Origin of the sequence: Paraburkholderia bryophila (assembly GCF_003269035.1) — a bacterium.
Taxonomy (GTDB): Bacteria; Pseudomonadota; Gammaproteobacteria; order Burkholderiales; family Burkholderiaceae; genus Paraburkholderia; species Paraburkholderia bryophila.
In genome coordinates, this window is record NZ_QLTK01000007.1 from 83,423 (window position 1) to 109,204 (window position 25,782).

Here is a 25,782-nt window from a genome sequence, read left to right on the forward strand (position 1 = left end):
TGTTGCCGTAGTGCGCAGACGAAGACCGAGGCGTATCAACTCGAGAAGGAAGCCCTTCCCCCCATTTCCGAAGCCACCGCAGAAGTTACGGAACGTACGCGTCTAAGATTAACGACATGCCTTAAACCGCTTGAGAAGGCATCTCCAACCCTCAGAAAGGCCCACCCAACGAACAATCGACGCTTGAGAGCTGGGCAAAACAATCGCGGACTTATAAACGCCGGAAAGCCAGAAATTCCTGTTCTGCGTAGCCAAATATCCCGTGCGTCCACAGACGTCCTGAATCAGGAATTTTCGGATGCAAGCGCACGAAGTAACTGTTCGTCTCGCCAGCGTACTCGCGCGGCCCAGTCATCCAGACTGAGTAAGGCCCGACGTTGTCGAGTCACGTCTTCGACGAGCTCCTTTGACCAGGGGTCATGCTGGCCGCGTTCGGCGCCCATCCGCTCGTAAGCAGGTCCCATCTTCTCGGCATGAGAAGCAATTCCGCCTCGCGTGTTCAGGTCGGCAGTCTCGAACGGCCCAATGACACTCCACCGCCGGCCAAGTCCGAGCCGGACAAGGTCGTCAATGTCTTCCACAGACGCGACTCCATCACGTACAAGACAGTACGCTTCGCGCAGCAGCGCTCCTTGCAAACGATTGAATACGAATCCTTCGACCTCCCGCCGAACAAGGACCGGCTTTAGGCCCGCTTGCGCATAGATTTCCGACGCGTGTTGCGTAACTATCGGCGAGGTAAATTCGGTCGGCACAACCTCAATTACTGGTAGCAAATATGGTGGATTGCCTGGATGTCCAACAATGATTCGGTCCTGTGCGCCAGTACCTTCTCCTAACGCTGTTGGCGTTAGCGCAGAAGTCGAACTTGCTAATACCGTGCCGCCCGTCGCAAGCGAGGCCAGTTGCATGAACAGCGCCTGCTTGAGCTTTAGCTGCTCGGGGATGCACTCTTGCACGAGAACCGCATCAGCCACAGCGTCGTCGAGCCGCTCGTGATAGCTCACCCTGTCGCGAACGACATGTGCCGCCTCCTTTAACAGGCCAAAGTCCGACATCAAAGACATTCTCGCGTCGAAGTCGTCCTGAGCCCTTCTAAATGTTTGACTGAAGGCGTCCCAGACACGCACCTGATATCCAGCCAATGCAAAAAGGACGCTAAAGGCAACTCCGATAGAACCTGCCCCAGCTATAGTTATAGTCTGGCCATCTGCAGCCGAGTTCTGCTCTTCGTCAGCCGAATGCGCTTCGATTGAACTCATACCAGCTCCCACCAGCTTCGGTCACCCTCGTAGCCCTTCTGCAAGATGGCAATGACCGCTTCTCTCGTGAGTACTCGCGGATTGTTTGCAAGCAACCTGGTTGCCATCATCGCCTGGTCCGCGACGGCATCGAAGTGCTCGGGCTTCAGTCCGATGGCCTTGACGTCGAGCGGTGCGCCGACAATCTCGAGCAATTCTTCAACTCGCTGGATTGCGGCGTGCGCCTGTTCAATCAGAGGCGATGAAGAATCAGCAACGCCAAAGATACGACCAACTTCTGCGAATGCGTCCACTCGGGCGGGCAGGTTGAATCGCATAATGTAGGGCAATAATGCGCCAACACCGAATCCGTGTGGTGCATCGCTGTAGGTCGCCATTGGCGACTGGATGGCGTGCGCACCCGCAGTGCCAGTCGTGTTAATTGCCATGCCAGCGGCGTACGCCGCGAACATTACGTCTGCGCGCGCATTAATATCTTGCGGATTGGCGACGACCCGAGCAAGACCTGAATTCAATAAGGAGAGGCCGTGACCAGCAAATAGGTCCGTCAACCGGTTCTTGCCGACGTAGAGCTTCGTGTCAATTTCTTCCGGAGTCGGGTTTTTCGCGCGAGCCGTAAATGCTTCGATGAGGTGAGACAAAGCGTCCGCGCCCGTGGCAGCAGTCAGGCCGGGCGGGCAACTCAGTGTCAGCTCGGGGTCAATCACCGCTGCATACGGCTCGAGGTGCGGGCTGGCGATGCCGAGTTTCATGCCCTTATCACGGTCGTACACAACCGAAATGCAGGTGACTTCGGCGCCGGTGCCCCCGGTCGTCGGAACGGTGATGACTGGAAGTCCCGGAGCCGGTACTCGAAATTCACCGTAGTAGTCACGCACATCATGCTGGTTCACGAGCGCAATCGCTGCGACCTTTGCCAGGTCAAGGCAGCTTCCACCGCCAATTCCAATGACAGCATCAATGGCCCGGGGCGCCGCAGACGAAGAGTAGCGACTCACGACCTCAAGGATGTTGTCGCGCGGCAAGTCCGGTTCCGTCTCGCTATAGACGGAAACCGCGATGCCATGAGCCTCAAGCCCCGCCTTGATTTCGTGGAAATCTTCGCTTGCCGCCATTCGCGCATCGGTGACGATAAGCACGGAGGAAGCAATTCCCTTGGTGATGAAAGGCAATTGTCTGCGCTGCCCTGGCCCGAAGAGGACGCTTTTAGGCTGACGCAGCAGCCCCAAACCCGATGTGGTGTCAGTCATGCCAGTATCTCCTGCTCAGACTTCACGGTAAGCGCCAGGTACTTGGTTTCCAGGAATTCGTAGATGCCTTCATGGCCGCCTTCACGTCCTAATCCTGATGCCTTGATGCCACCGAACGGCGCGGCCGGGTCCGCCATGATTCCGCGGTTGATGCCAACCATGCCGAAGTCGAGCCTTTCGCCTAACACGATGGCGCGCGAGATGTCCTTGGTGAAGATATAAGCGGCCAAACCATATCGAGTATCGTTTGCGAAATCGATGGCCTCCGCAGTCGATTGAACCGGGAAGATGACCGCAACTGGCGCGAAGAGCTCATCGCCACAGAGAGCGTCGCTTGCCTTCGGAAAGCGAACAACCGTCGGCTCGTAAAAATATCCGTCGCCGGCGACGACGTTACCCCCTGACTTTATTTCGCCCCCGGCGTCCGCCAATCGAACAACCATACGATGTACCCGGTCACGCTGCCGCTCAGAAATGATAGGGCCCACGTCGACCGCCTCCATCCCATTGCCAACACGGAGCGCCTTGGCGCGTTCGACAAATTTCCGAGTGAACTCCTCTTCAACTGCCTGATGGACGATGATTCGGTTGGCCGCAACGCAAGCCTGCCCCGCATTTCGGAATTTGCAGGCAATTGCGTGCTCAACCGCAGCATCGACATCAGCATCATCGAGCACGATGAACGGACCGTCACCGCCCAATTCCATCGATGCATTCATGATGTGCTCGGAAGCTTGACCGAGAAGCGTACTGCCAACACCGGTTGAGCCGGTGAAACTCACCTTGCGCAGACGCCTGTCGCTCATCAGAGCCGAAGAAACGCCTGCGGCGTCGGCCGTATGAAGCAGATTGATAACACCCTTCGGGAAACCTGCGTCCTCCAGCACCTTCACGAACAGAGCTGAGGTAAGTGGGGTCTCTTGCGCCGATTTAGTCACGACGGTACAACCCGCTGCCAGAGCGGCACCCGCCTTGCGGGCAATCATCAGAAGCGGAAAGTTCCACGGAGTGATGAGCAGGCATGGCCCAACAGGCTGATGGGTTGCGACGACCCGATATCCGCCGTGTGAGCCGTCGGCGAACGTACCGTGGAGGTGAGCAATCTGCTCCGCGTACCAAAGGAAAAACTCAGCAGACAGCTTGAATTCACCACGCGACTCAGTCAAAGGCTTACCGCTTTCGAGAGTCATGGTTTCGGCGAAGAGGTCGGCACGCGAGACAAGAAGGCGGTGCGCCTTGTGGAACAGGTCTGCACGTGCCCGCGGCGAATAGGCACGCCATGAATCCTGTGCCTCGACAGCGGCCTCCAAAGCGTCACGTGCATCGCAGATGGAGGCACTGGCCACATCGGTCAGCACAGCCCCCGTTCCAGGATTTACGACTACAAATCTGTCCTGAGATGCTCGCCACGCTCCATTGATAAACAAGCCTAGCGGAACCACTTCGCTCAGCTGAACGCCATGAACTTTGACTTGCATCGCTCTCCTCCTGTCCTGACAGAAACGTCGACAAACGCACCCTTTTGGTGCTGTAATACCGTATTACGATGTGGATGATAATACCGAGTGACAGGATGTTTGGCAATGGCGGTTAGGTGGTAGACTTGATTGCAATAGTCACTTATGGTTTTAGGGTCCGAGTCATGGCACGTTCGGTTATTGTGGAAAGACACGCGGCGCCGTTGCGCCAGCAGGTAGTCAGGCTGCTTCGCGAACAGATTCTCGATGGCGAACTCGCGCCCGGAGAAAGGCTTCTTGAAAGCGCTCTGTGCAACGCTTTCGGCGTTTCGCGGACAGTCATTCGCGAAGCGTTGCGTCAGTTGGAGTCCGAGCATCTTGTCACCGTCATAGCTAGCATTGGTCCCATCGTTACTGTTCTTACCCAGCGGGACATCGAGTCGATTTATCAGGTACGGCAGAACCTCGAAGGACTCGCCGGAATGCTTTTCGCGGTGAATGCAACTGACAAACAAGCCAAAGAGATGATTGAGTTGCTGGCGCGAATGGAAACGGAGTTCCTTAAGGGTAGCGTTGAGTCGCGCGACAACATCAAGAGCGAGTTCTATGAACTTCTTCTTGAAGGCGGAGGCAATAAGGTCCTGGCAGAGACGATGAACGTGATTCACGGCCGCATTGCGATTTTTCGCCGATACGCGTTCATTGATGAAGCCAGGGTCGCGATTTCGATGAATGAACTGCGTCGCATAATCGACGCTGTTGCCGTGAAGAGGGATGCAGACCTAGCGCGTAACGCATGCGAAGAGCATGTCAACCTTGCGGGAAAACTTGCGATTCAGGAATACGAAAGGCGCCTGCCCCAAAATGCGTCCGTAGCCGAGACCGTCGCTTAAGCTATAAGGCTTCGCACGGCTCCAGCGGGCAGTCTTATTGAAGACCTCGACCTTCAGAGCCCACCGCAGGCAGCAAGAGACACCTCGGTCTTGCGACCTCGATGTACCGACTGCCTCACGCAACTAGATTGCCCAACCGCCGTCAATGGCGATTTCAGCACCAGTGATAAAGGCGCTTTCGTCGCTCGCGAGAAACGCGATGAGTGCAGCGACCTCTTCCGGTGTACCGTGGCGCTTCAGGGGCGCGGACTCCGCACCGATTCGATTGATTTCATCGGTGTTCTCTTTCAGCATATCCGTGGATATGAAACCCGGGTGTACAGAATTCACTCGAATACCGAATTCGGCAAGCTCCGAGGCGGCGACCTTCGTCATCCCCCGAACGGCCCATTTGGTACTGCCATACGCAATGGCATTTGCGAAGCCGCGCAGTCCAGCGATTGACGATATGTTGATGATAGCGCCCCCACCGGACTTCTTCATCGAAGCTGCGGCATGCTTCATGCCGAGCAGGGTACCCATCTGGTTTACCTGAAACATCTTTTCCATCAACTGCTCGGTCGTGTCTTCAATCTTCGCCGGCCGGTAGATACCAGCGTTGTTGACCAGGATGTCGCAGCTACCGAACGCCCGCTCGGTCTCCTCGAACGTCGCCCGCCACGACAGGTCACTGGTAACGTCATGATGAACGTATATGGCACCGTCGCCGAGCTTAGAGGCGAGTGCACGCCCTTCCTCGTCCAGAACATCGCTCAGCACAACCTTCGCGCCTTCCGAAACGAAGCGACGCGCCTCCGCTGCGCCTTGCCCGCGAGCAGCGCCGGTGATGAGAACAGTCTTATCTTGAAATCGCATATTCGAAATACTCCTATTCTCTAACGGCGCACGTATCTGGGCGCGAAGAGACAAACGCCGGTAATCCGGCGAAAGCGCAAAAGGGGCTTGTATTGGCCGCCGGCATTCGCGTCCGGCGGCCGTCGCGTTGACAGCAGCGGGCAGCGCCAGCGCTTAACAGGTCGTCAGCGCGCCCTCATGAAAACCAACGAACCCGTTGCTGGCAATATCCTCGCAACGCTTGAGGTAGACATCTGCCCCCCCCATGTAAACGTTGAATTCCGTCGGCTTACCGGGGATATTTGCGCCAAGGAACCAGGCGTGCGCCCCAGCTCCCTTGGCCATGATGGTGGCAGAGCCGGCCCGGTGCACCTCAGCTGCCCATGCGTCTTCCGCTTCGACCGTTGACTCCATACATCGAATGCCGTTTGCATCCGCGAAAGCAATTGCGCGCGATACCCAACCCACCGCCTCCTGAATAGCCACAGGAAGATTCGCGTAAGGTGTTTGAGGTCCAAGTATCATGAAGAAATTCGGAAACCCGTTGACGGCAATGCCCATATTCGTCTTCAGGCCATCCTTCCACTTATCCCGCAGGACGAGCCCGTCTCGGCCAACAATATCAATGCGGGTAAGCGTGCCGGTCATCGCGTCGAAGCCGGTCGCGAAAATCAACACATCGAGCTCGATATGACGGTCGCCGATACGAACACCGGTTTCCGTTACTTCATCAATCCCGTTTTGGCGAATGTCTACAAGATGCACATTCTGCCGGTTATACGCCTCATAATAACCGTGTCCGCCCGGCGGGCGCTTCCCATTGAACGGGTAGTCTTTCGGACAAAGGAGCTCGGCCGTGGCCGCGTCCTTCACGGTCTCGCGAATCTTACGGCGAATGAAATCTGAGGCATAAGCATTGGACTCTTCATCCAAAGCGAGGTCATTGAAAGTCTCGAGCATGAAGTGGAAGCCGCCCTCCTTCCAGCCGTCCTCAAAAATCCGCTCTCGCTCGTCGGGCGAGACGTCCTTGGCGCCAACCACAGGCTTTTTGAAAGGCACTGCAAAACCGTGCGACGTTGCCTGCTTATGAATGTTGTCGTAGTCTTTCCGGATTTCGTTCATCCAGTCCTCGTTAACTTCGTAGTTGCTGCTAGCCACTACGTAGTTCGGCGTGCGTTGAAGCACGTAAAGGTCCTTAACGATGGGCGCGATGACTGGAACAATTTGCACACCCGACGCACCAACGCCAATGAGGCCAACCCGTTTTCCTGCCAGGTCCGCCCCTTCTTTTGGCCATGTCGCCGTTTGATAAATTTCGCCTTTAAAGGACGACACCCCCTTGATGTCAGGCCTTGAAGGCGCCGAGAGGGCGCCCATGCCACTGACAAGGTAACGCGCCGTGAACGTATCTCCGGACGCCGTTGTCACATGCCACAAATTGTTGTCTTCGTCGTACTTCGCCCGGGTGATTTTCGTATTGAAAGTGATGTCTTTGTAGAGGTCGAGCTTCTTCGCGACGAATTCCAGATACCGGAGCACTTCCGGTTGACTCGGATAACGCTCGTTCCATTTCCACTCTTCGCGAACCTCACGCGAAAATGAAAACGCGTAGTAGTAAAATTCGCTATCGGTGCGAGCCCCCGGATAACGGTTCCAGTACCATGTTCCGCCGACACCCGTCGCCGCATCAAAAACACGCGAACGCAAGCCAAGCTGATTCAGATGATGCAGCATCCCGAGGCCAGAAAATCCCGCACCAATGATTATGGCGTCATAATCTGCCTCTGCAGATGAGGCTGCGGTCGTGTTCGCGACAGTGGAATCTTTCATGACTACTTATCTCCTATGCCAAATCTTGTTATCAGGCTTTGATATTTAAGAAAACCTGACGGACTAAATTAACGGGTAGTCAGCGCGCATTCAGCGCCTCCAAAACCAATCAGCGATTCTGACCATTTCGGCGTCCGCGTCAGGATGCTTGCCCGCGAGGAACGGATAGACATGCTGCATTCCCTCTGCAACAGTCAGAGTCACGTCAACACCAGCCCTCTTCGCACGTTCCTCGAGCTGGATGCTGTCGTCCAACAGGGATTCGACTGACCCAGCGTTGATGTAGAGACGAGGAAAACCGGTGAAATCAGCGTAGAGCGGATTCACACGCGCGTCTGCCGCGGAGACCTTGCCGCCAAGATAGCGGTCAATATTTGCCTGCAAGCCGGCTCGAGTAATGAGAAAGTCTGTGGGGTCGTTCGAGTCGAGGGTGGCGCCGTTGTTTTCCATGTTCAACCATGGCGACATCACCACGACCTGACGAGGCAGCACAGCCTTCCGCTCAATTAATCTCAGCACAAGACTGATAGCCAGATTTCCTCCGGCGCTGTCACCGACCGGGATGACATTTTCCGGTCGGTAGCCGTCGGCAACGAGTCCCTCAAATGCAGCATCACTGTCGTCGATTTGGGCTGGAAACGGGTATTCCGGAGCGAGGCGAAAATCCGCGATGAATGCGCAAACGCCGACTGCTTTGGCCAGATGTCCGACCATCTTCCGGTGACTCGTGGAAGAACCCAAGGCAAATCCGCCGCCGTGCAGGAAAAGTAGCACCTGACCGGGCTCCGCATTCTTCGGGGAAACCCATAGCCCAGGCACCCCGCCCACAGTTCTTGAGCTGTATGTGACGTCTTCGGGCTCCCCTGTGGCACGTTGCCAGTCATCGAAGATGATTCGCAACAATTCAACCGACATTTCCGGGTGCCGGCTCATTTCAGTAGCCCATTGTGAATAGATTTCAGCCAGTAAATCGGTAGGACGAGGTGCAGTCATAACAGTGCCTCTTGAACAAAATTGGCGGCCCACGCTTGACTGCGCGGAACCTTCGTGCGGCTCGCGACGTTGAATGCAAGCCGCAACCGAACCATTTCAACATGCGATTACGATATCACCGTAATACGAGAGTAGAGACCAGGGTAAAACCCTACAGGCCAATGCTGAAACCGGCGGGGCACCCAATGCTACGGCTGCGAATGTCCCTGAGAGCCGCCATTTCGCGTTCACGCGCTCCATAACCGCCAGTACAGTGGGGGCAAGCTGGCAAACAGGTTCATCGCGACGCAGTGCGGCGCTGCGGCTGGAAGAGGCAATCCGTTACGAGCGACAAAAACAAAGAACAACGAACGTCGACCTACTCAATGACTATCGCTGAAAGCCTTCGTTGCTAACCGGCCACCGTGGTCTCAGGCGAAAGTTTCTAGATAGCGGTTCGAAGGCAGCCGGAAACCAAGGCGGCATCAGTCACGTCAAAGTGTTCTTGGCGCCGTACATGCGTCCCGGAGCCGAGATAAGGGCGCTCTTCGAGACGGCGCCCGGCAAGCGGATTCAGCTAGCGCGAGTAAGAATTCTGCTGCCCGCAGGATGACGGTGAAATCGCCTTTCCAGCGCGGCGCCCCTCGAGTCATTTGCAAGGCCGGGAATCCGCTCGCAGACCAGCGCGCCCGTGGGCCGCGGCGACACTGTCACCGAGCCCGCTCGGACGAAGCACCCTCAATTGTGGGGCTAGCCTGACGCGGTCGCTGGTCTGAAAATTCAGAGCATTAAGGCTAGGCGCGTTCACTCAGTACGCCATGGGTAACGAGAAGTGTCCGCATCCTCATAGTCCGGGTCGAGATAAATGAAACACCGCTGAATCTTGAAATCACGTATTTCAAAGACATCACACCACCTCCCGGCCAAGGTTTGACCCGCACTCCAGCAGACCCCATTTGTGGTCACACCGGAACTCGTTCCTTCGATGACAAGAAGGTCCCCCTGCTGGATGATATTCAGATAAGCGTGGTCATGTCTAAACTCCGCAATCATCTTGCCGAGGTCAGAAAAAAGTCGCTCGTACTCGCTGCGCCCTGTCGCGAGCCCCCACTTCGGAAAATATACTTGGGCTTGGTCATCGAACAGTTCAAAAAAGCTGCTCCGGGAATCGAGGCGCCGCAGATACTCCAAAGCAAGTGCTCGACGCTGCTCGTCCGTCATTACCTTCGTATCCATGGTCGCTCCTCAGAAAAAAGCAAAGACAAATCAGGTTAGGCATGATTCCCGTAGACCGACGCGTTGTTTTCTATACGCTATCGGAAGAACAGAAAAGCTAAGGCTCAAGCAGTCGCAGAAGCCTTAACTCTTCGAAGTCAAGCTCAGCTTCAATGCGGTGCAGGACGGCGTCGTCGATGCGCCCCGCCTCCTTGAGCTTCAACAACTCCTTGCGCGAGACACTCACCATCTCGAGCTCAAGGCGCAACTGCCTCGCTCTTGCGTTGACCTGCACGCGCCCCTCAAGATGAGCGCGCTCATTGTTGCTGACACGAACCTTGTATTCGTCGATTAGCCGTGCGAGAGCGAAGTCATCACTCAAGCCACTGCTGGCCTTTCTCGCCCCAAGCTCCTGCAACGCAGCATTGAATGTCCTTGACCGCGCCTCTAGTTCAGATAGGGTACGCCGCTTCACCGGACGAAGTTGGATGAAACGAATCAGAATGGTCAACGTTCCGCCTTGAATGACCAGGGTAGAAATTATGACGGCAAACGAACTGAAGACAATTAAATCACGGGCGGGGAAATCCTGAGGCAACGCGAGTGCAGCAACGAGGCTGACAACCCCGCGCATACCCGCCCAGGCAAGAATCAAAGACTCGCGAAACGACCAAGCCCGAACAACCTTCGTTTTCCTTATCAGTTTTCCCGGGAGGTACATGGCGACGCCAACCCAGACGAGCCTGGCGACAAAGGTTGCGATGACGGCGGGTACAGCCATCGTCAGTCCGTCGACAAGCAACGAATCCTGCTGCTGCATACGAAACAGGATGCCTCGCAGCGCGAGACCGATGAGAATGAACACCAGAGAGTTGAGAACGAAGTCCACGGCTTCCCACGTGGCCTTCGCCTTAAGACGCATGCTGGCGCCGAAAATACGATGCTGGCAAATTCCTAATATCAGTCCGCACGTTACAACCGAGAGCACGCCAGAGCCGCCCATTTCGTCAGCCAGGGCGTAGCTTGCCCAGGCCATGATGAAAGTCACACTGATGCCGATAGCGATGTCTTCGATTCTGGCAATAAGCCAGCTCATCACCGTACCGCTTAGCGCTCCGACCGCAATCCCGATGGCAGCAAGCGAGATAAAGAGACTGCCGCTGCGGGCCAGCGTGATACTGCCCGTGGATGCTGACAGAATAGCAATCTGGTACAGCAGGAGGCCCGATGCATCGTTGACGAGACTTTCCCCCTCGAGCGTCGTGACCAACCTGTCTGGCAACGGATTGCGCTGGAGAATGGCCTTTGCCGCGACCGCATCAGGCGGAGACACAATGGCGCCTAAAGCAAGGCATGCGCTCCACGGTAGAGATGGATTGACCACGTGCACAACGACTGCGACGATGACGGTCGTAAACAGCACAGCCCCCAGTGCCAGCGAAATGATTGGGCCGACTTCCCGGCGAAAGTCATCCCATGCGGTATAGAACGCGCTGGACATCAGCAGCGGGGGAAGGACTGCAGCTAGCACGAGGCCAGGGTCAATCTCGGGATAGTGCCCTCCGATGAGAGCGGCACAGCATCCCGCGACCAGGAGTACGAGCGCACGAGGAAATTCCAGGCGGTCAGCAACGCATGTCAGCACACACGCACCCGCCATCAGCACCAGCAGGTAATGGAAGAACTGGACGTTATTCATACGTAATTCCGAGCGCACGGGCATCGCGCGCACCACGCTACCAGCCATACTTCAGCTCCACCCCAACATAGTCGGAGTTACTTCCGCCCAACTCGCGGATGGAATCTCCGACCCGGAAATGAACGGCCTCAACCGATGCAATCAGGTTCGCCGCCACTGTCCAGTCAGCACGTATCTGCGCGTAGGCGCCAGTCCATCGCGTGCCGTGGCCAGCCGTACCCGGGACCACAGCACTTCCCTGCTGATAAATCGCGTCGTTTGTGCTCATCCGCCATTGCAATCCTACGGCGAACAACAAGGCTAGCTTGCTGGAGGGCTTGAGCGTAATCGAGGGCTTCACATGGATGAGGTTTGCATACCCTGTGTAGCCCGCCAGTGTGAAATAGTAACCGTTCGGGAAAAGTGGATTGAAGGTCTCGACGCGACTGTCGTTCAAATGACGGTCACCGGATGCCGCATCAACCTGCAGACCGAAGCGCGGCGCCCAGGGAGTATCAAGGGTGTAGCCGAACAGTGAGCCCACCGCCCAAGCCGCAATTGTCTTGTCGCCGACATAGCCCGTCTGGTACATCGACTCAACGTCCCAATCAGTGGCAGAGACTTTCCCGGTATATCGCAGGTCAAATACATTGCGATGCTCCTCACCTTGCGCATCGATGAACTGTGCGCCTGCACGGGTATAAAGCGAATAATATCCGGACAGGTCTCCAAGACCCACATCCTTGCGTTCAAAGCGCACGCCGCTGAAGGTCAGATGGCGATTCGACGTATCGTCGAACGCCGAGATGTCGCGATACTGAACCGGCCGCGTCGCGTATCCAATGAACCGCCACTTCTGATACTCGTAGTCCGCCCATAGTGCGTCGTAGGCCTGCCGCACGTTTGGTCCGTCACGTACGGAAATAAATCTCTGCAAGTCGAAAGCCATCTCCTGCCGCCCAACGCGCAACTTTATCGTTCCCGGGCCGAGCGGACTTACCCAGGCAGCGAATGCCTGCTCCAAATCCAGCGGATTCTTGTCGGTGGTCTTGACCTGGTCCTTATCGAAGGCTCTTGCGTCCTCGAGCTGGACAAAAAATTGCAGATATTCGCCAACGTGGGCGTCAGCATGAACCTGCGCGCGCTGAATCAGGGAGCTATCGGAGCGTGCAGGGCTGAGCCCGAAAAGCGGCGTTTCGCTGACCTCGAAGCGTTCGCGTAAATTGGCGCCAAGCGACAGATACGAATAGGGGTCACCACCGAGCGGGATGTATTTCAGGCTATCGAGTGGCTCACGCGGTACACAGGGATTCTTGAGAACGGACCAGTCCTCTTGCCAGCGATTGAACATGACGACCGGCCGCTTAACATCACACGTGTCAGTCGGCGTCGCGGTCTGCTGAGAGGTCTGCACCTCGCTCTCACTATCCGCCCGTGTCTCTTCGCAGTATCCGAGCGCAAGCCCAGCAACGGCAATACCTATGCACGCCGCGAGTTTCATCACACCGGGCCTCCCGCCCTGTCGAACATTATTCTTCTGGCCGCTACGGAGTTAAGTCCTGTGCTGCCGCATATTCAACACACTCTCCAGATGTCATCCAGGCGCCGTAGGTGACATCCCATCTTTGTGGCACTACCATCACGGTCGAACGCCGGAGTATGTTCATGAGACGAGCTTGCCTACCGCATTCCGGTGCATCCATGCCTGCATCGCCAGCCAGGCGAGCCCGATTACCGGCAAAAGGAGAGCCCAGAAGCCAAACGTTCTGTATCCAAAAGCGCCAGCGATGGCTCCGAGGCCAAACGCTACGATAGCCGGAAGCATTTTCGTGGCACGCGCTCGCGCCGCTGCCTTGACGTCGGCCCCAACCCGTGGCGAACACAGGTCAAGCACGTCGAGAATGACCTGCGTGACATTCCCGGTCATGACGGTGTTCGGCACCCCAGGGCGTGCGACAAGCCGGCTGTGCGCGTTCTGGACACCCATCGCAGTTGCGCCAATCATTCCGCACACGACCACGGCCCAACTTTCAGGGCTGAACCTGGGTCCGAGATTGATACCTGCAAAACAGAACACCAGAAGCAGAAACGCCTGCACGGCGTAAAGCATGCACGCACCGCGCATTGGTGTCTCGGGATTGCGGCCGCGGATGATGAAGCTGCTCACCGCAACCCCCAGGATGAAGGCAGGAAACGCCATCAGCTTCAGGAAGACCCCTTGCCCATATCCGGCGACCCCAGCACCAATAAGCACGAAGTTTCCCGTCACATGTGCCGTGAAGAGCCCGAACAGCGAGACGAAGCTGAGCGTGTCGACATAGCCAGCGGTTGCCGAGAGCAAATTATCATCATTCATTGCGCACCCTGTGGAGAAGCATTAGCGAGGATTGGCCTCCCAGATATCGGCGCTCGGTCTTCGTCGTGACACTGTCCTATTTCGCGGTTGCGTGAATCTCCGCGATGTATCCTCCAGGGAACTGGACGATTGCAGACTCTCTCTGGTCTGCCGTGAAAGGTTGCACGAGAACCGAAACTCCAGCTGCCTGCGCCTTTTTCAGGGTGTCATCGAAATCCTTCACTTCGTACCCCGTCATCTCGTGACCGTAGGGGTAGGGCAGATGGCCATCCGTCACGAAGACCGTCATATTCCCGAAACCAGACGTCAGCCGAACGAGACGAAAGGTGTCGTTTGGTCGTCCGATTTCGACGCCCGGCGCGTGCCGGTTATCGGAGAGAACCTTCCCGTTCGAAAACGCGACCCAGTTCTTGATGAGTGCGTTAGCACGCGCCGGAGAGACGTAAACCCTGTTTTCGGGAACAGTCTCGAGTGGTCCGTAGTTCGGCGCCTGCGTGTGCCAATAGAGTTGCATGTGCACACCGCCGGGCCACGAAATGACTGCATCGCGCCCAATCGGGTCCGGGAACGTATCGACCACGACATCGGCACCGTGAGCCTTCGCCGACTTCATCGCACCATCCATGTCTGTGACGAGGTAGCCGGTACGCTCGTCACCAAAAGGATACGGAATCGGCGTCTTGAAGCCGAACACCGAAATAGTGCCTACTGGCGTGAATACCAGCTGAGACATCGTCTGGCTAGGCGTCGGCGTCACCTGAAATACCCCCTGCTGCGATTTGTGTCCGCCGAACGTCGCGACGAAGCTGTCCGTAAACTTGTCGAAGTCCTCCGGCGCCACGTACACGTGAGTCGTGTCGTATTGAGTCCCAACCGAGAAGGAGGCCGACTGCGGCACCCCGAGGTTTGCCTTGGCCAAAGAAATCGACGGGGTAGTAGCAACGAGGCCAAATGCAATGGCAACGGCGACACCGAGATATTTAACGTTACGCATGATAGTGAGTTTCCAGTTCTGTTTTTTTAGACGCGAGAGCGTCGCTCACTGCTAGCCAGACAAGTGACCATCACGAACGCGGCAATCAGCCCAAGGTGTTCGAAGAAGCTGTTCAACGCCATGAAGCGCGCCGCACCTTCCAGACTCCAGAAGTTGTTCGCAACCAGCATCGCCACCACCGTCAACGCAGCCAGCCCTCCCGCTCCAAGCCACGTGAACCTGTTGAAGATAATGCACAGGGAGCCGACTATCTCCACGAGAATCGCCATGGCAGCCCAGAGCCACCCAGGATGGAGGCCGACGTGCACCTGCTCAGCAACCGCCGCATCGAAATGCAACAACTTGGTAACGCCGCCAATGAGGTACGCTGAGACAAGACAGATGCGGACCAGCGGCATTACCCACGGTTGACGCAGTAGCGTCGCAACCCACGATGGACAGTCCACCGCTGGCCTCCTCTCTAGACCGCCCAGCACGCGCATCCCAGCGCTCCCCAAAAGCCTTTGTAGTCCGTTGTCGGCGCATTGCCAAGCCAGGCACGGCCATGGTCGTGCCCGTGAATGCCACAAGCGCGCGCGCAGTCACATGCAGCGGTCGCAACCTGCTGCAGTGGAGCACCGGAAGCGACGCCCTGCTTCCAGGCGCCAAAGCCGCCATACTTTCGCACCGGTGACCAGTCCGGCATTGCGGGAGGCGGCGGACTGTCGTCCAGCGCGGCGAATTCGCCAGTTGCATACACGACCTTGCCGCCCACCACCGTGAGCAAAGACGAAGCGCCAGCGATGTCGTCCTCGGCGCAGGCAAAGAAGTCACGGTCAGGGACGATAAGGTCCGCGAACTGACCCTCGGCAATCTGCCCTTTCTTGCCGACTTCATTCGAGAACCAGGTGACCTTCTCGGTCCACATGCGCAGAGCCGTCTCACGGTCCAGACAGTTACGCTGGGGATAAATGCGCATGCCACCGACCGTCTTGCCGGTCACCAGCCACGAGAGGGAGACCCACGGGTTGTATGACGCCACACGAGTTGCGTCGGTCCCCGCCGACGTATGAATCCCTTTCTCGAGCATTTTCGCAACAGGTGGGGTTCCCTCCGCCGCCTTCTCGCCGTATCGCTCGACAAAATACTCGCCCTGGTACGCCATTCGATGCTGCACGGCCACTCCCCCTCCGAGAGCCGCGATGCGGTCCATCGATTTCTCCGAAATCGTTTCCGCGTGGTCGAAGAACCAGTTCAGGCCGGCAAGCGGTGTATCGCCGTTTACCTTTTCGAATACATCAAGTGCGCGACTGATGGTCTCGTCATACGTCGCATGCATGCGCCACGGCCAGCGATTTTCCACGAGTACGCGGATGACGCCTTCGAGGTCGCCCTCCATTTCAGGAGGCATGTCCGGGCGCGCCACCCTGAAGTCCTCGAAATCTGCTGCTGAGAATGCAAGCATCTCGCCGGCGCCGTTATGCCGGAAGTAGTCACTCCCTTCCTTGTATTTAGAGGTCTTCGTCCAGTTGAGGAAGTCTTCCTTCTCGCCCTTGGGCTTTTGCGTAAACAGGTTGTAGGCAAGCCGGATTGTCAGCAGCCCTTCGGCCTCAAGCTGCTGGATGACCGCGTAGTCTTCCGGAAAGTTCTGAAAGCCACCGCCAGCATCAATGGCTCCAGTGACCCCCAATCTATTCAGTTCGCGCATGAAGTGCCGCGTCGAGTTCAACTGATATTCAGGCGGAAGCTTGGGGCCCTTCGCCAGCGTCGCATAGAGGATGGCCGCGTTCGGTTTCGCCAGCAGCAGCCCTGTCGGATTGCCCGCGCTATCGCGCACAATTTCGCCTCCCGGAGGCTCAGGCGTGTCCTTCGTGTAGCCGACCACCCGCAGCGCTGCAGCGTTCAGCAGCGCCCGGTCGTAGAGGTGCAGCATGAAAACCGGCGTGTCGGGTGCTACAGCGTTCAGCTCATCAACGGTCGGCAAGCGACGTTCGTCGAACTGATGCTCCGTGAATCCACCGACAACACGTACCCATTGCGGCGGCGGCGTGATAGCAACCTGCGCCTTGAGCATTTCCATGGCGGTTGCCAGAGAGCGCACACCGTCCCAGCGTAGCTCCATGTTGAAATTCAGCCCACCACGGATGATGTGGAGATGGTTGTCGATTAACCCGGGAAGCGCTGAGCGTCCCTTCAGGTCGACCACGCGCGTGCTATCGGACTTAAGTTGACTTACCTCGCTGCCACTACCCACACCAATGAATTTACCGTCCTTGATAGCAACTGCGGTTGCAGCTGGCTTCGATTTATCTAGTGTGGTAATGCGGCCGTTAAAAAGAATCAGGTCCGGTGCATCTTGATGAGACGTCATGAACGCTTCTCCTCAGACGTTACCCCCGCCATAGGCCCAGCACTTCCGGAATTACGGCCAGGCAGAGACCCAAACAGGTGCTGGTTGCAATGCTCTTCCTTCCAGGCCAGACGAAAGTTGGCACCGGAAAGCATCTTCTTTGCAACAGGAAAAATCTGCTCGCCAGCGAGTATGCCTAACAGGCCCACCAGCGCGACGACAGGAGGGGCCGGTGAGGTCACGCCAATCAGGCTATAGACCAAACCTACCAGGATTCCAGCCAGCAGCGAAAGTACATACGCTTTCATTGACCCACCCTCCTCCGGGACACTGAAAACAAGCATCTGACACAGCGATGACCCCACAGAAAAAGAGCTCCCAAACTGACGAGAAGCCTCGTGACCGGACATCAAAGCCCCCCATCCGGCCGCCGTATGCAATCCTCCGGGAACCACTCACAGCTAGGATTAATATAAGCAGAATTCGGCAACCCTTTTTGCCCCAAACTCTTTCGGTGTCCTAGTAGCTTAGGACTTCAAAACTCCAAAGAAAAGTGGCTTTTTAGCATCGACGCCATACAAAAAACCCTGGTATCGATTTCGACAACTTCACATCCCTGCAATGTGAACTATGCTAGTTTTGGACCACGAAACGGCACTGCTCAGGTCTCGTTTTCCGACTGTGACACGTCATACTTTTAAGCGAAGAGCAACGTGAGTGGCTCGTCCGGCGTTCAAATTTGCCGCGACGTTCGTTAAAACTTCATACGAAGGGACGGCATCATGAGCAAAGAGAAACTGGAGGTACTTACTCCAACCAACAGCCAGGTCATCTTCATCGACCAGCAACCTCAGATGGCTTTTGGCGTTCAGTCAATCGACCGGCAAGTACTGAAGAACAACGTCGTGGGACTGGCTAAGGCGGCGAAGGCTTTCAACATCCCGACAACTATAACGACAGTCGAAAGCGAAAGCTTTTCCGGCTTCACATACCCGGAACTGCTTGACGTGTTTCCCGACGCCCCCACCCTAGAACGAACCTCGATGAACTCGTGGGACGACCAGAAAGTCCGCGACGCACTCAAGAAAAATGGCCGTAACAAGGTCGTTGTCTCCGGCCTATGGACGGAGGTCTGCAACACGACGTTCGCGCTCTGCGCGATGCTCGAAGGCGGCTATGAAATCTACATGGTCGCCGATGCATCCGGCGGAACGTCGAAAGACGCACACGACTTCGCGATGCAGCGAATGGTTCAGGCTGGCGCGGTTCCTGTCACCTGGCAACAGGTGCTACTCGAGTGGCAACGCGACTGGGCGCGCAAAGAGTCGTATGACGCGGTGATGGAAATCGTGAAGGAGCATTCGGGCGCATACGGAATGGGCGTTGACTACGCCTACACGAGGGTCCATGGCGCCCCTCAGCGTACTTCAACAAAGCATGAGGCTCTCGCTCCAGTACCGGCGAAGACCTAAGGTAAAAACGCATGCTGAGCTGTCAGGCTCGTATTCGGTTCCATTACTCCGACACGAGCCTTTCGACACAACGTCTCTCGCCGGGATGCAAACGGTTTGAGAAAGCCATCTGTCAGATTGATGCGCGAGTCGGTGGACTTTCCAATGAAGCCCTATATTCTCTCTCTCCTTGGTGGCGTTCTCGCCGGTGCGATATACAGCTTGCTTCGCGTTCGCTCGCCGGCACCGCCCATGATTGCCCTTGTGGGATTGCTCGGGATAGTCATCGGAACTCAAATCATTCCGACCGGACGCCAGTTCATGGCGAACGCGACGCTTCCATTCCTAAATGCAGAAACGGTGCAGACGCAGACTAAACATACGTTTCAATCGAATAACACCGAACTGATTTCTAGAGCCCCTGCCGCCGCGACACCGAATTGACTCGTCCGCGGGCGCATCGGCACATCTAATGATGTGTTGTGTCGCTTATAAATGTATCAACCATCAAAAAAACAGGTCTTCACGCGACCCCGCCTCGATAACTCATAAAGCCGCTGTCTTTCGGATACCTATACCGCAACTACGCAGCTCGTCGCATATCGAAGTTGCCCCTTCGTGCCGCGCACTTTTCGAGAGAGGACAGTCATGTTCTACATCATCCACGCACTCGACAAACCCTGCCAGACTCAGACCAGGCTCGACAATTATGCAGACCACAAATCGTACCTTTCCAGCGCCAGAGTCAAGACTATTGTCTCTGGTCCTTTGCTGGACGACGACGGTGCAACGATGATTGGCTCTTTCTTCCTGCTGGAGGCAGATACCAAAGAGGAAGTCATCAGGTTCAATGAGAACGACCCGTTCGCCAGGATTGGGTTGTGGCAGAGTGTCAGCATCAACGCCTTCAATAAGCGCGTCGATAACCGCGTAACGGATGCGGCATAGTAGGGCTTACATTCGCTGACGCGGGTCTCGCGGCATTTACTGTGGGCGCTACGGGCGGCGGCGCTGAAGGAAAGCCGGCCTACTTGCCTTGAGCGGCATCCTGACGCCAACTCCTGCGATGATGCCGAGTGATTTCGAGCCGTGTCCCACAAGCGAGGCTTCGACTACGACCGGTGCCGAGAGCCATCAAGCACGGGCAGTATCATCCGCAAAGGCAAGCGAGAGCTTGTACCTGGAAGCACAGCGAGGACATGCACGAGAATTTGTCCGCCACCACATGAGACCACCGCGGCAAACATGGCGCCTGACAGCAACCGGAGCAAGGAGATAGACCATCATGTCTGAGTCGATAAAGGTCATGTTGTCGCCGCGCGAGAGCGATATCGGCAATCTCATCGTGCGACGCTTCCTGCCACAGCGTGCTGCGCGCATTGTCGGACCGTTCATATTTCTCGACCACATGGGGCCCGCCACTTTTACGTCCGGTAAAGGACTCGACGTCAAACCGCACCCTCACATCGGGCTCGCAACGGTGACCTACCTTTTCGAAGGAGCGATAACCCATCGTGACAGCCTCGGGTCTCTCCAGGACATCCTTCCCGGCGATATTAACTGGATGACCGCGGGAAGGGGAATCGTGCATTCGGAGCGCACACCGGATGCGGTGCGCGCCAGCGGTCACGTCGTCAACGGCATCCAGACCTGGGTCGCATTACCTGTTGAGCACGAAGACGCGGCGCCGATGTTCTCGCATCACCCGGCCGCTTCATTGCCCACTTTCGAGCGGGATGGTGTGCGGGTACGCGTGCTTGTCGGAACCGCTTTTGGACTCGTGTCACCAGTCGAAACTTTCTCGCCAACGCTCTTCACATCAGCCGAGTTCGACGCTGGCGGCACGCTGGTCATCGATAACGAACACGAGGAGCGCGCGGCATATCTTATCGACGGTGACCTTTCTATCAACGGCGAAGCATTGCAGGCATCGACAATGGCTGTGCTGACTCCTGGCGCGGGCGTAAGGCTCGATAGTGTGTATGGGGCTCGCATGATGCTTCTCGGGGGCGCCCACCTACCCGGCGACCGATACATCGAATGGAATTTCGTGTCGAGTTCCAGGCAAAAGATTGCAGCCGCAAAGTTGGCATGGACTGAGCAGACGTTTCCGAAGGTTCCAGGTGAAACAGAGTGGACACTACTTCCCGTCCGGGACCCGCAGTAAGGCCGACTGCCAGCTCGCGAACCAGCGTGGACAATATATGGCACATCATCAAACGGGACCGTGCTTCGTGCCTCGCAGCCCTAAGCCAGCACTACGCCGCACAACTAACGCGCGTCAGAAGTTATACTGCAAATATATCTCGCTAAAGTTAATTCCCGGGTTCGGATGCTTGATGCCGGCATTGGACAGATGCTGGAACCGAAATCCCGCCTGATAGTTCTGGCGTAAACCGAACTGGGCACCCAAGCCGACCATATCGGCGAACTGGAACGACGAGGAGACGCTTCTGTCGGGGGTTTCATCGACGTGAGAGAGCAGCCTCACGCCAACACCTGCTTCGATATACGGCCTGAACGAGCCCGAACTTTTTACAAACCTCAATACCGGGGTGAGACCGAACTCCCAGATATTCGGATGACTCGCAGGATGCTCGCGGATATCCCAGTAAGCTAGGTGCCCCTCGCCGACGACTGTGAAGTGATAGCCGCCAATTTCCCACCAGGTCAGTCCGGGGTCCCATACAAATCCCATTTCTGCCTTGCGTACGTCATGGTCAGCAACGCCTCCGACAAACTGGAGCCCGAACTGATTCGCGTTAGCACTATTCGCAAGCATCGACGACAATGCAAGCAGACATGCGGTAAAAACGCCGTTTTTTCTGGCGCTCGGAGCTATATTCATTGCTTTATCCGTTGTCGTTCTTCAACGGCGGCTACCGCAGATACCGACCGTGTAATTTTCCACGCTTAACGGCCTACAGCGTCCTTCCACCTTGCAATGCCTTTTCGTGCAGCCACGCCTCGAGAATTGGAGAGGACCAAACCTATCTCGCATACTTCCATTGAGAAGCTTGCCCCTCTATACCACTCTCTCAGCGCCCCCTGTCTTTCCGATGCTTCCTGTTTCGAATGCTGTGTGCCCTCTATCAGGAAGCGAGTTTGACCGCTAGCTCGGTGACATGCTTACCTTGATAGCGCGCGATGTCCAATTCGTTAGCGGTGGGTTGACGGCTCCCGTCCACGCCGGCGAGCGTCGTCGCGCCGTATGGGGTGCCCCCTGTGATTTCGTCCATCTTCGTGAGGCCGGCACATGCGTACGGCACCCCGACCAAGACCATGCCATGATGCAGAAGCGTGGTGTGGAAAGACGTAATAGTGGTCTCCTGACCACCGTGCTGCGTGCCGGTGGACACAAACACGCTTCCAATCTTGCCAACCATCGCGCCCTTCATCCACAAACCGCCGGTTTGGTCCAGAAAGTTACGCATCTGTGCAGCCATGTTACCGAATCGGGTTGGCGTGCCGAAGATGACGGCATCGTAGTCCGCGAGTTCGTCAACCGTTGCGACAGGTGCGGCCTGTTCCAGCTTGATGCCGGACGCCTTTGCCTGCTCGGCAGGAATCGTTTCAGGCACTCGCTTGAGCGTCACTGTCGCGCCAGCAACTGAGCTCGCACCTTCAGCGACAGCGTTCGCCATTGCTTCGATGTGTCCGTAGGACGAGTAATACAGTACTAGAATTTTGGCCACGTGGTTTCTCCAGTTTTACACGGCGACCTGAACGGTCGATTGATAGCTCAGTCCGGCATGCTGCAATGCCGTGCATAGCTCTGCTACTACTCAGACGCTCCACCTTCGCACCGAGGGCATCGCGGTCTCCGCACTCACGACTCAACAAAGGTAAGCCCTTAAGCTCAGTCATGCCGCTGTGAACTTGCGGCAGAAGGTTAGTACGACGATACCGAGACCTTCCGCTAGCTTTGGTATTGACTCGCCGTAGGAATGTCAGGGGCAGAAAGCGTACCCAAAAAGCTTACGCACCCCGTCCTCATTCATCGCATCTCGCGTTACCGTATGACGCGTTTTAGGTGACGAATAGCCGTTTGGCAAGCACCTCGCAAACATTGTTTTCGAACCGTTGCCATGGCCGCGTCAACACAATCTCAACTGTGAGCATCGGTAAAACCGCATGTATCGTACGATGCGGTCAAGCACCTGCCACAGCAGTTCGCAACAGAATCGGTAGACCACTATCGTCGTCACACCGAGCCACAGCTCTGCCGTCGGATGTACCAAATTTCTCCCTACCACGCTTGCTTAATTTTGGGATAACTCACGCATGTCTTGGCCCATTTTCCTATTGTGATACTTGCGACGCAGCGAGTATCGGAGCGGAAGTTTCCAGCATCTTCAGACGGAGGTGTATAACAAAGGGGAGAAGTTACTGATGCTGGCTGAGCATAGCTTGCTTTGATATCCGGATTAACTGGTGGAATGCCGGTAGCGACGGTTTGACCAATCATAAGCGCGAGCAAGAGCCACGAACTATTCAAGCTTCGCAGGTCGGTACAACTCCGAACTCGTCAAGACAGCACATTACGCAACAAATTCCACGAAATAAACTCGTCACCTCTGCGGTGGAAAATTACTTGAAGTCGCGCGCGCCATCCTAAGGTCATTTCGTTTTCTGAACAAAGCTCGATGTTGCTTTGAAAAATGAGACCTGTTAAGGAGCATAAAAAGCAAGGCCCCAAATTGGGGCAAGCCCTCACCGTTATTTTCTTCGATGTACATATGATATAAAGCGTGTCCAACGACCGCGACGACCGAGTAAAATGTAATTGTCTTGAAAGTGCGCGCGAGTAGTGGCGCTCTGCATGAAAGACATAGGTGCGCCCCATCCGAGTTGCAGGTTCATTGCATCGATGCGCAGCGATGCCCTACGGCCTAGGCAGCACAATACGTTCGAGTTGGCTAATGCAGAAAATGATGGTGTACGACGATTTGACAGATAACGAATGGGCACTGGTTGAGGCACTATTTCATATGAGCCGCATTCCAAATGAGCGGCGCGGCCGACCTCGTGTTGATGCTCGCGGAGTAGTGAATGGCGTTTTGTGGGCACTGGCCTCAGGGGGAGGCTGGGCCACATTGTCCGCACGATTTCCGTCGCCCCCCACTTGCCGCCGACGCTTCGAAGAATGGCTTGCAGACGGAACAATTGCTGAACTACTCAGGCGACTGCGCACGAGTGGTCGAGACGTTCCGTTACGAGGTCCAATTGGCGCGGCAGTGGTCAAAAAAAAGCCAGTCGTACCGGCAATACAGGAACGTCGTTCCGGTGCATTCTGGATAACACCGGAGACTTTGCGCGCACCAGTTGCAGCAGATTGAAGAGGCTCACTAATCGACACCCCATCGTATGGGGAACGCGGCCTTCGCCAAGTCAACCCGGCGCGATTGGAAAAGCAGGTCAGCAAACGAAGAAGAGAAGCCTTCGCGGGAACTCCCGTACGTCAACGACCAAACATCATCTGAGAAGAAGCAGTCTCAGCTAGCCCGTTCTGATTCAACGGCCGGTCGTTGGGCGACGCCGCATCGCAAGTGGCCGCAATCAGACGTGCGAGACAAGCCTGAAAAACAGGGCAACTGTTACATGCGTAAGTGAGAGCCGTATTCTCCTGGTGGCCAGAGAGCGGTCGAGATGGGCACTGCCTGAAGGGAAAATTCGTCGAGACGAGCTACCGCTTGCGGCCTCGCGACGGGAATTGGGAGAAGAAACTACGCTCGTACCTCAGGAGCTCACCTACCTATTCCAGTTTCGAGGATTCAGCACGCCGCAGCGGAGCCCTGCAATGAAATTGCGAAATGCAAATGGCTCTCCCCTGTCAAAATCGCAACGTTGTCCGCCAGCGTATCGACTCTCGATATTGTCGCACCTTTCTTGGCACTTATAGCCTCGCGGATTGATGAGGCAAGGCAGCTGGCGCTGCCTCCTTGCAACGCACTCAAATGAACCATACCTACGAGTATCGCGGCTTTAATATCGATGTTGCTGTCGAGGAAGACTATAGCTAGAGAAAAAGGGGGTAACGGAAGCAGGAAGTTCGCGGCAGTCGTCAAGATTCGACAGGTCGGTGCCGCTGTCGCTATCCTTTCCCCCGTGCGTTTCGGCATATGGTTGATGACCTCCTGACGCCACGACAGACAGAAAGAGGTTTGCGAACATTGCCGCTGCAGTAGGTCTACGCCGGGGCCTTGGGCAGTCGGTCTGCGCGCATGACATTGAGCTCTTTCTCAATCTCCGCCAGCTCGCTCAACAATCTTTGCAACGCGCAGACTTGAAGCTCGGCCAGGTGCTTCTCTTTCATCAATGACGTTACTCGACGTCGCCAGTAGTCGACCAACGCGATTTGTGGTGCACACGACATGATGGACGCGCGCATGACCATGCCGACGTGCGCGATGTCGCGCTCGACAATTGGGTTCATATCTACCCTCGCAGCACTCTCTCAGGTTCTAATGTTTGTTGGACGTCTTTAGACGTTCCGTTGGGGACATTACGCGAGAGACGAATTCGAAGCAACCTGCAAAATTGATAGGGATTCCACCTACTAGAGACCCGCAACAAATTTCCATTGAAAGCACGCCTTAACGGCGCAAGCCATGTTGTCGATGGTGCCCACGCGCAAGCCTTGTGTGAGCAACTCCTTCCACACGCCGGGCCAGCCGTATTCAGCTTTAACCTGCGTGTGAATCAACTTGAATTGTGCGACCAAGTATATCGATGCTTACGCGGCTTTGGTGCGGCTCGTCGTGCGCGGTGCGTTACCGGTGCTGATGATATCAATTGGCAACTGACTTCCAGCACTTCGTATAGCACTCAGACTGGCCGGCAGCATCGATTATCCTCGATGAAGGCGTACTTCAAGCGCGCAGTTGGCGAGTTGTCTGTCGATGATAGTTATGTGCTAGACGGAATCCCTGAAGCCGGAACGCAGAAAAAGAAGCCGGCTTGCGCCGGCCTGAAAAATTCCAGTGATTCAAATCCGCGGGCTCAATAGAGCATGGGAGGAGTAAGATTTTACACGTAAGAATGAGGCGGCACGCAAAGGAATAAAGGAAAAACTTCACCTCTTTTCGCGCTATACGAATGTGAACGGAAGGATAGCCAATGAAGCTGTCAGCCGTCCCAGCAGCTCTACTGTCCAGCGACAGCAACAAGGTCTAGCAGCGGCATCACCCTAATGAGTAGTTTAAAATGACGACAAACGCGGACCAAAGCAACGCGTTCAGAAGAGAGAGTCGGGCAACTA

At 56.1% G+C, this 25,782-nt stretch carries 24 protein-coding genes and 1 pseudogene; 7 read left to right on the top strand and 18 right to left on the bottom strand.

Translation table 11 applies throughout. The annotated features are described in order from the left end of the window. Positions 1-284 precede the first annotated feature (284 nt). The 3 genes from BX591_RS13940 to BX591_RS13950 are packed head-to-tail and all read right to left on the bottom strand — an operon-like array spanning position 285 to position 3,990. A complete protein-coding gene (locus BX591_RS13940) occupies positions 285-1,262 on the bottom strand; it encodes a 3-hydroxyacyl-CoA dehydrogenase (protein ID WP_111932031.1) in 978 nt (325 codons plus the stop codon). Next, positions 1,259-2,512: an iron-containing alcohol dehydrogenase gene (locus BX591_RS13945; RefSeq protein WP_111932032.1), complete on the bottom strand. Its 1,254-nt coding sequence runs from the start codon at positions 2,510-2,512 to the stop codon at positions 1,259-1,261. Before BX591_RS13945 ends, BX591_RS13940 begins: the two co-directional genes overlap by 4 nt. After that, positions 2,509-3,990 carry an NAD-dependent succinate-semialdehyde dehydrogenase gene (locus BX591_RS13950; protein ID WP_111932033.1) on the bottom strand — a complete coding sequence of 494 codons (1,482 nt, stop codon included), beginning with the start codon at positions 3,988-3,990 and terminating at the stop codon, positions 2,509-2,511. The genes BX591_RS13945 and BX591_RS13950 overlap by 4 nt, the downstream gene beginning before the upstream one ends. 164 nt (positions 3,991-4,154) lie before the next feature. Between BX591_RS13950 and BX591_RS13955 the strand changes: the two genes are divergently transcribed. Further along, entirely contained in the window at positions 4,155-4,862 is a 708-nt protein-coding gene (locus tag BX591_RS13955) for a GntR family transcriptional regulator (RefSeq protein WP_111932034.1), read from the top strand. A 123-nt stretch (positions 4,863-4,985) separates the two neighbouring features. Here the strand turns inward: BX591_RS13955 and BX591_RS13960 are convergent, their stop codons facing one another. The 11 genes from BX591_RS13960 to BX591_RS14010 form a co-directional block, all read right to left on the bottom strand. Further along, positions 4,986-5,717 carry an SDR family NAD(P)-dependent oxidoreductase gene (locus tag BX591_RS13960; RefSeq protein ID WP_111932035.1) on the bottom strand — a complete coding sequence of 244 codons (732 nt, stop codon included), beginning with the start codon at positions 5,715-5,717 and terminating at the stop codon, positions 4,986-4,988. A 153-nt stretch (positions 5,718-5,870) separates the two neighbouring features. Then, positions 5,871-7,526 carry a flavin-containing monooxygenase gene (locus BX591_RS13965; RefSeq protein ID WP_111932036.1) on the bottom strand — a complete coding sequence of 552 codons (1,656 nt, stop codon included), beginning with the start codon at positions 7,524-7,526 and terminating at the stop codon, positions 5,871-5,873. Positions 7,527-7,616: 90 nt separating this feature from the next. Next, on the bottom strand, positions 7,617-8,519 hold the full coding sequence (locus tag BX591_RS13970) for an alpha/beta hydrolase (RefSeq protein WP_111932037.1): 903 nt from the start codon (positions 8,517-8,519) through the stop codon (positions 7,617-7,619). Between the two features lie 783 nt (positions 8,520-9,302). Then, complete coding sequence (locus BX591_RS13975; RefSeq protein WP_111932038.1) at positions 9,303-9,734, bottom strand: nuclear transport factor 2 family protein; 432 nt, start codon at positions 9,732-9,734, stop codon at positions 9,303-9,305. A 97-nt stretch (positions 9,735-9,831) separates the two neighbouring features. Beyond that, complete coding sequence (locus tag BX591_RS13980) at positions 9,832-11,412, bottom strand: cation:proton antiporter domain-containing protein (RefSeq protein ID WP_111932160.1); 1,581 nt, start codon at positions 11,410-11,412, stop codon at positions 9,832-9,834. A gap of 37 nt (positions 11,413-11,449) precedes the next feature. Further along, a complete protein-coding gene (locus BX591_RS13985; protein WP_111932039.1) occupies positions 11,450-12,892 on the bottom strand; it encodes an alginate export family protein in 1,443 nt (480 codons plus the stop codon). Between the two features lie 162 nt (positions 12,893-13,054). Continuing rightward, positions 13,055-13,747, bottom strand: coding sequence for a YoaK family protein (locus BX591_RS13990; RefSeq protein ID WP_111932040.1), 693 nt, complete (start codon positions 13,745-13,747; stop codon positions 13,055-13,057). Between the two features lie 76 nt (positions 13,748-13,823). Further along, the gene (locus tag BX591_RS13995; RefSeq protein ID WP_111932041.1) at positions 13,824-14,741 is read right to left on the bottom strand and encodes a glyoxalase; all 918 of its coding nucleotides are present in this window, start codon (positions 14,739-14,741) and stop codon (positions 13,824-13,826) included. Positions 14,742-14,767: 26 nt separating this feature from the next. Continuing rightward, positions 14,768-15,139 carry a DoxX family protein gene (locus tag BX591_RS14000; RefSeq protein ID WP_244146963.1) on the bottom strand — a complete coding sequence of 124 codons (372 nt, stop codon included), beginning with the start codon at positions 15,137-15,139 and terminating at the stop codon, positions 14,768-14,770. 62 nt (positions 15,140-15,201) lie between these two features. After that, entirely contained in the window at positions 15,202-17,091 is a 1,890-nt protein-coding gene (locus BX591_RS14005; RefSeq protein WP_111932043.1) for an amidohydrolase, read from the bottom strand. Then, on the bottom strand, positions 17,088-17,378 hold the full coding sequence (locus BX591_RS14010; RefSeq protein ID WP_111932161.1) for a XapX domain-containing protein: 291 nt from the start codon (positions 17,376-17,378) through the stop codon (positions 17,088-17,090). Before BX591_RS14010 ends, BX591_RS14005 begins: the two co-directional genes overlap by 4 nt. A 474-nt stretch (positions 17,379-17,852) precedes the next feature. On the opposite strand from BX591_RS14010, the gene BX591_RS14015 reads away from it, so the two are divergent. From BX591_RS14015 to BX591_RS14030, 4 genes are all read left to right on the top strand, one after another. Continuing rightward, positions 17,853-18,542 carry a hydrolase gene (locus BX591_RS14015; protein WP_111932044.1) on the top strand — a complete coding sequence of 230 codons (690 nt, stop codon included), beginning with the start codon at positions 17,853-17,855 and terminating at the stop codon, positions 18,540-18,542. Positions 18,543-18,686: 144 nt separating this feature from the next. Further along, entirely contained in the window at positions 18,687-18,965 is a 279-nt protein-coding gene (locus BX591_RS14020) for a DUF1427 family protein (protein WP_111932162.1), read from the top strand. Positions 18,966-19,169: 204 nt separating this feature from the next. Beyond that, the gene (locus tag BX591_RS14025) at positions 19,170-19,469 is read left to right on the top strand and encodes a YciI family protein (RefSeq protein WP_111932045.1); all 300 of its coding nucleotides are present in this window, start codon (positions 19,170-19,172) and stop codon (positions 19,467-19,469) included. Between the two features lie 337 nt (positions 19,470-19,806). Next, positions 19,807-20,688, top strand: coding sequence for a pirin family protein (locus BX591_RS14030; RefSeq protein ID WP_111932046.1), 882 nt, complete (start codon positions 19,807-19,809; stop codon positions 20,686-20,688). A gap of 114 nt (positions 20,689-20,802) precedes the next feature. Here the strand turns inward: BX591_RS14030 and BX591_RS14035 are convergent, their stop codons facing one another. Then, a complete protein-coding gene (locus BX591_RS14035) occupies positions 20,803-21,369 on the bottom strand; it encodes an acyloxyacyl hydrolase (RefSeq protein WP_111932047.1) in 567 nt (188 codons plus the stop codon). Between the two features lie 244 nt (positions 21,370-21,613). Beyond that, positions 21,614-22,216 carry an NAD(P)H:quinone oxidoreductase gene (wrbA, locus tag BX591_RS14040; RefSeq protein ID WP_111932048.1) on the bottom strand — a complete coding sequence of 201 codons (603 nt, stop codon included), beginning with the start codon at positions 22,214-22,216 and terminating at the stop codon, positions 21,614-21,616. A 1,239-nt stretch (positions 22,217-23,455) separates the two neighbouring features. Here wrbA and BX591_RS37345 point away from each other — a divergent pair. Together BX591_RS37345 and BX591_RS14050 are read left to right on the top strand one after the other, a co-directional pair. Continuing rightward, a complete protein-coding gene (locus BX591_RS37345) occupies positions 23,456-23,860 on the top strand; it encodes a transposase (RefSeq protein WP_420849372.1) in 405 nt (134 codons plus the stop codon). Positions 23,861-24,150: 290 nt separating this feature from the next. After that, positions 24,151-24,423, top strand: coding sequence for an NUDIX domain-containing protein (locus tag BX591_RS14050; RefSeq protein ID WP_244146964.1), 273 nt, complete (start codon positions 24,151-24,153; stop codon positions 24,421-24,423). Positions 24,424-24,711: 288 nt separating this feature from the next. On the opposite strand, the gene BX591_RS14055 is transcribed toward BX591_RS14050, so the two are convergent. Then, the gene (locus BX591_RS14055) at positions 24,712-24,957 is read right to left on the bottom strand and encodes a hypothetical protein (protein ID WP_111932050.1); all 246 of its coding nucleotides are present in this window, start codon (positions 24,955-24,957) and stop codon (positions 24,712-24,714) included. Positions 24,958-25,146: 189 nt separating this feature from the next. Then, positions 25,147-25,397, bottom strand: a pseudogene (locus BX591_RS37350) (IS3 family transposase); the annotation flags it as partial. Positions 25,398-25,782 lie beyond the last annotated feature (385 nt).

Excerpts from the sequence above, each read along its gene's own strand:
- BX591_RS14015 (WP_111932044.1), top strand. The coding sequence starts at position 17,853 with ATGAGCAAAGAGAAACTGGAGGTACTTACTCCAACCAACAGCCAGGTC.
- BX591_RS14035 (WP_111932047.1), bottom strand. The coding sequence starts at position 21,369 with ATGAATATAGCTCCGAGCGCCAGAAAAAACGGCGTTTTTACCGCATGT.
- BX591_RS13950 (WP_111932033.1), bottom strand. The coding sequence starts at position 3,990 with ATGCAAGTCAAAGTTCATGGCGTTCAGCTGAGCGAAGTGGTTCCGCTA.
- BX591_RS14020 (WP_111932162.1), top strand. The coding sequence starts at position 18,687 with ATGAAGCCCTATATTCTCTCTCTCCTTGGTGGCGTTCTCGCCGGTGCG.
- BX591_RS13995 (WP_111932041.1), bottom strand. The coding sequence starts at position 14,741 with ATGCGTAACGTTAAATATCTCGGTGTCGCCGTTGCCATTGCATTTGGC.
- BX591_RS13965 (WP_111932036.1), bottom strand. The coding sequence starts at position 7,526 with ATGAAAGATTCCACTGTCGCGAACACGACCGCAGCCTCATCTGCAGAG.
- BX591_RS13985 (WP_111932039.1), bottom strand. The coding sequence starts at position 12,892 with ATGAAACTCGCGGCGTGCATAGGTATTGCCGTTGCTGGGCTTGCGCTC.
- BX591_RS14030 (WP_111932046.1), top strand. The coding sequence starts at position 19,807 with ATGTCTGAGTCGATAAAGGTCATGTTGTCGCCGCGCGAGAGCGATATC.
- BX591_RS13960 (WP_111932035.1), bottom strand. The coding sequence starts at position 5,717 with ATGCGATTTCAAGATAAGACTGTTCTCATCACCGGCGCTGCTCGCGGG.
- BX591_RS13990 (WP_111932040.1), bottom strand. The coding sequence starts at position 13,747 with ATGAATGATGATAATTTGCTCTCGGCAACCGCTGGCTATGTCGACACG.
- BX591_RS14010 (WP_111932161.1), bottom strand. The coding sequence starts at position 17,378 with ATGAAAGCGTATGTACTTTCGCTGCTGGCTGGAATCCTGGTAGGTTTG.
- BX591_RS13975 (WP_111932038.1), bottom strand. The coding sequence starts at position 9,734 with ATGGATACGAAGGTAATGACGGACGAGCAGCGTCGAGCACTTGCTTTG.
- BX591_RS37345 (WP_420849372.1), top strand. The coding sequence starts at position 23,456 with ATGGTGTACGACGATTTGACAGATAACGAATGGGCACTGGTTGAGGCA.
- BX591_RS14000 (WP_244146963.1), bottom strand. The coding sequence starts at position 15,139 with ATGCCGCTGGTCCGCATCTGTCTTGTCTCAGCGTACCTCATTGGCGGC.
- BX591_RS13980 (WP_111932160.1), bottom strand. The coding sequence starts at position 11,412 with ATGAATAACGTCCAGTTCTTCCATTACCTGCTGGTGCTGATGGCGGGT.
- BX591_RS14055 (WP_111932050.1), bottom strand. The coding sequence starts at position 24,957 with ATGAACCCAATTGTCGAGCGCGACATCGCGCACGTCGGCATGGTCATG.
- BX591_RS14005 (WP_111932043.1), bottom strand. The coding sequence starts at position 17,091 with ATGACGTCTCATCAAGATGCACCGGACCTGATTCTTTTTAACGGCCGC.
- BX591_RS13955 (WP_111932034.1), top strand. The coding sequence starts at position 4,155 with ATGGCACGTTCGGTTATTGTGGAAAGACACGCGGCGCCGTTGCGCCAG.
- BX591_RS13940 (WP_111932031.1), bottom strand. The coding sequence starts at position 1,262 with ATGAGTTCAATCGAAGCGCATTCGGCTGACGAAGAGCAGAACTCGGCT.
- BX591_RS13945 (WP_111932032.1), bottom strand. The coding sequence starts at position 2,512 with ATGACTGACACCACATCGGGTTTGGGGCTGCTGCGTCAGCCTAAAAGC.
- BX591_RS13970 (WP_111932037.1), bottom strand. The coding sequence starts at position 8,519 with ATGACTGCACCTCGTCCTACCGATTTACTGGCTGAAATCTATTCACAA.
- BX591_RS14025 (WP_111932045.1), top strand. The coding sequence starts at position 19,170 with ATGTTCTACATCATCCACGCACTCGACAAACCCTGCCAGACTCAGACC.